At 68.2% G+C, this 3,937-nt stretch carries 4 protein-coding genes; 2 read left to right on the top strand and 2 right to left on the bottom strand.

From position 1 onward, the window contains the following. Positions 1-118 precede the first annotated feature (118 nt). Positions 119-466 (top strand): CopG family transcriptional regulator, encoded by a 348-nt coding sequence (locus ABDV69_RS20430; RefSeq protein ID WP_343577595.1) that lies wholly within the window; start codon positions 119-121, stop codon positions 464-466. A gap of 132 nt (positions 467-598) precedes the next feature. Beyond that, positions 599-2,290, top strand: coding sequence for a recombinase family protein (locus ABDV69_RS20425; protein WP_343577593.1), 1,692 nt, complete (start codon positions 599-601; stop codon positions 2,288-2,290). Here the strand turns inward: ABDV69_RS20425 and ABDV69_RS20420 are convergent. Together ABDV69_RS20420 and ABDV69_RS20415 are read right to left on the bottom strand one after the other, a co-directional pair. Then, entirely contained in the window at positions 2,279-3,205 is a 927-nt protein-coding gene (locus tag ABDV69_RS20420) for a hypothetical protein (protein ID WP_343577591.1), read from the bottom strand. The genes ABDV69_RS20425 and ABDV69_RS20420 overlap by 12 nt on opposite strands. 13 nt (positions 3,206-3,218) lie before the next feature. Next, positions 3,219-3,937 (bottom strand): DUF5631 domain-containing protein (locus ABDV69_RS20415; RefSeq protein ID WP_343577589.1); only part of this gene is annotated, 719 nt, incomplete at its 5' end.

Genomic DNA, 3,937 nt, shown 5'->3' with positions numbered 1-3,937 from the left:
CCACGCCCCCAACGCAATGGGCAACTTCTGTTTTGATGTCTCGCTGGGTTACCGGAGGCTGGAACGGCCACGGCGTGTCCAGGATAGCCAGTGACATGTTAAGTAGTATATTTATGACATGGTTGGTGGCCGTGGTCGTGCCGATGCCGGCGAGTACGCCGAGCGGATCAACGCGGCCGCCGCGCTGTTGGCCTCTGGTGTTGCGGTCCCCGAGGCCGCGCATATCCTTGCCGAGCGGTTCGGCTGCTCGCCTCGGCAGGGGCGGCGATACGCCCAGCGCGCTGCTCAGAGTGGGCGCGTCAAGGTCCCGGAGGCGACGACGGTGTTCACCGTCAAGCTGCCTGCGGCGCTGGCGGCGCGGGTGCGCGAGCGGGCACGGGAGTCGGGCAGCACGATCTCGGCCCTGGTCGCCCAGGCGCTGGAGGAACTCCTGGCGCGGGGACGCAGAAAGCGTCCGCGCGCGTGAACGACCGGGTGGTCGAGACGGAGTTCGTCTTCGACCGCCACGCGGCCACCGATGTGTCGGTGGCCTACAGGATCCTTGTGCCACAACGACAGTCCCGTATCGGACGGGTCGGTCAGGAAGGACGAGCGCCACATGAGCAGCGCGGCAATCTATGCCCGGGTGTCGTCGGCCCGGCAGAAGAAGGACGAGACGATCGCCTCGCAGACGGCGGCGCTGCGCGCCTACGCCGGGCAGCTGGGGCTTGAGGTCCCCGAGGAGTGGGTGTTCGAAGACGAGGGCCACTCCGGCGCCACTTTGGTGCGCCCCGCCCTGGAGCGGCTGCGCGACCTGGTGGCCGGGGTCGGGATCGATGTGGTGCTGTGCTACTCGCCCGACCGGCTGGCCCGCAAGTTCGCCTACCAGGCGCTGTTGATCGAGGAGTTCACCCGCGCCGGCACGAGGGTGGAGTTCGTCAAGGGCCCGCGCGGCGATTCCCCGGAGGACCAGTTGCTGGTGCAGTTCCAGGGCATGTTCGCCGAGTACGAGAAGGCGCAGATCATGGAACGCTACCGGCGCGGCAAGGCGCATCGCGCCAAGAGCGGATCGATCAACGTGTTGGGCGGCGCCCCGTTCGGCTACCGCTATGTCCGCAAGACCGAGGCCCTCGGCGCCACCTACCAGATCGTCGAACACGAGGCCGCGTTGGTCGCTGAGCTGTTTCGCCGCTACGCCGACGACGGCGCCTCCATCGCCGAACTCACGCGCTGGCTCACCGACCAACAGGTGCCGACCCGCACCGGCAAGCATCGGTGGGACCGCTCGGTGGTGTGGGGCATGCTGCGCAACCCCGCCTACGTCGGCCGCGCGGTGTTCGGCAAGACCATGGTGGTGCACGAATCGGCCGCCCTGAACCGGATCGCCCGGCTGCAGGGACGCTCCACCCCACGCGCGCACAAGAGCGTGGATCGGCCCCGCGAGCAGTGGACCGAGATTCCCGTGCCCGCCATCGTCGACGAAGACACCTTCGAGCGGGTCGCGCAACGGCTGGTCGACAACAAAAGGTTCGCATCGCGCAACGCCAAGGTGCCGTCGCTGCTGCAAGGGCTGGCCGCCTGCGCGAGCTGCGGATACGGCTACTACCGCACCTCTACCCGCACCACCAACAAGAAGATCTACTACTACTACTACCGGTGCCTGGGCTCCGACGACTACCGCCACGAGGGCGGGCGGGTCTGCGCCAACAAGCCGGTGCGCGCCGATCACCTCGACACTGTAGTGTGGGATCACATCACCGGGCTGCTGGCCGACCCGCAACTGATCCGCACCGAGATCGACAGGCGCCTCGACTCTGCCCGCACCGCCAATCCTGTTGCCCAGCAACGGAAACGACTGGATACCGCATTGGCCAAGACCAGCAGCACCATCGCCGGCATGATCGAGGCGTTCGGCGAACAACTGATCACCATCGATGAGCTGCGCGCACGTATGCCCGATCTGCGTGCTCGAGAAACCAACCTGCGCAACCAAATCGAGGCGCTCGACAACCAGCTCGCCGACCGCGAGGCCTATCTCAAGCTCGCCTCCGACCTCGAAGGCTTCCTCACCCAGCTCCACGCCAAGGCCGAACTGTCCACCGTTGACGAACGCCAACGCGTGCTGCGGCTGCTCGTCAAAGACGTTCTCGTCGGACCCGACAAGATCACCATCAGGCACCGTATCCCGATCCGCGAACGCGCCACCGACAACGCCAAACCCACAACCGACGCCGACACGGAGGACGACCATGCCGGACATTGCCCATTGCGTTGGGGGCGTGGCACCGCCGCTGTGAGGTCAGCGATTTGACTCAGGGGTCTCGTCGTCGTCGTCGGGTTTGCGATCGGGCGAGAGGATGCGCCGGCTGGCAACCGGTTTGCCCTCAATGCGTTTGATGACTTCGGGTGCGCTGCGTGGCGTGGTGAAGCGGCCCTGTACCGGGGCACCGTTTTTCACCGTGGGACCGACGATGCGTTTGGTGTCGGGTTTGGCGTCGTTGGATCCGGTTGCACCGCCCATGGCGCCGGGCGGCATCATCGGGATTCCGCCCATCCCGCCGCGCGGGGCGCCCGCAGGCTCTGCCGACGGCGGCACCGGCGGCTGGGCCTGCGACGAGGCGGGGAAGGTGCCGGCGGACGGGGTCGGCGGCGGGCCGAGGTTTCCGGCCGGAGCGGTGGCCTCCAGAGCACCGCCCGCCGCGCCGGCCGCACCGGCGCCCGCGCCGAAAAGTCCACCGCCGGCGCCAAGCGCATCGCCGAGCGCATCCTCGGGTAGCTCACCCGCGAGCGCCGCGCCCTGGCCGCCCTTGCCGAATGCCCCCGCCATCTGCGAGCCGGCCTGCACGCCCTGCTGTAGCACCTGGTTGAGCGCTTGGAAGAAGCCGCCGAACACGCCGCCGAACGATTGCCCAATACCGCTGAGCGACTGCGGAAGTTGCTGAGCCGTCCCCATGATCTGCTCGAGCGCCTGGCCCGACTGCTGGTCATTGGCCGGGAATTGCGCCATCGCGTCGCCAGTCTGCATTTCCCGCTGGTCGTAGCCGGCCTGGGCCGCGGCCGCATCAGCGGGATCACCGGAATTAGCGGCCAAGCCCAACGCCTTGAGCAGTTGGCTCATCGTGGAGTATGTCGACGCGATCTGGTCGGGAGCCAGCGGCGGTGGCGGCGGCAGCCCGAGCGCCTGCGCGAGCTGAGCCAACACGATCTGCAACTGTTGCGGGTCCATGCGGTCTTTCCTTCTACGGCCGGTGGCTCAATGTCTGAAACCAGGCGAAGTGATAGTTGGCCGCGATTTTGTCGCCGGCAGCAAGGGCGTCGATTGCCGCCAGCAGCTGCCAATTGGCCAGCGCGGCAGCGTCCACATTGTCCGGGTACGAGTTCAGCACCTGCTCAGCGACGGCGACCAAGTGCGCGTTGAGAAGGTCGATTTCGGTGTCGAGCACCCCGGTGCCGGCCGAGGCGGCTTTGGCCAAGGTGTGCGCGAGCCGCGGCAGGCCGTCACGCCACATGGTGGCCTGGCCGAGTTCCCAGCCGAGTTCTTCGACGGCCGGGCATTGCCGGGCGCGTGGAGAAGTGGGCACGGGCTCGGCGTCCTCGGCGGGCGGCAGGTAGTGCAGCGGTTCGTAGCCGGCGCTGACCGTCACCTCGCCCAGCAGTGTTTCGATCTCGCCGCGCCTTGAGGCCGGGTCGAGCAGCTGCGCGCCGAGCGGGATGGTGATGTGCGGTGGGATCCAACCGCTGGCCAGGTCGGTGACCAGCACCGTGGTGCCATCCGGCCGATCCCCAGCGGCCCAACGCAATCGCGGTTCCTGGCGGGCGACGAATTCGACGAGGCGCCGCAGCCGACCTTGGGCGGTGGCCTGTGCCGAGAGCGCGCCGGCAGCAGCCCCGCTGGCGGTGGCCACGACGACCTGCTCGCCGACGCCCGCCGGTCCCGGCGGCGCCGGTACGACGGTGG

Source organism: Mycobacterium sp. (assembly GCF_039583785.1).
GTDB lineage: Bacteria > Actinomycetota > Actinomycetes > Mycobacteriales > Mycobacteriaceae > Mycobacterium.
The sequence above is the reverse complement of the archived record's forward strand: the minus strand, read 5'-3'. Positions and strand labels throughout refer to the sequence as shown.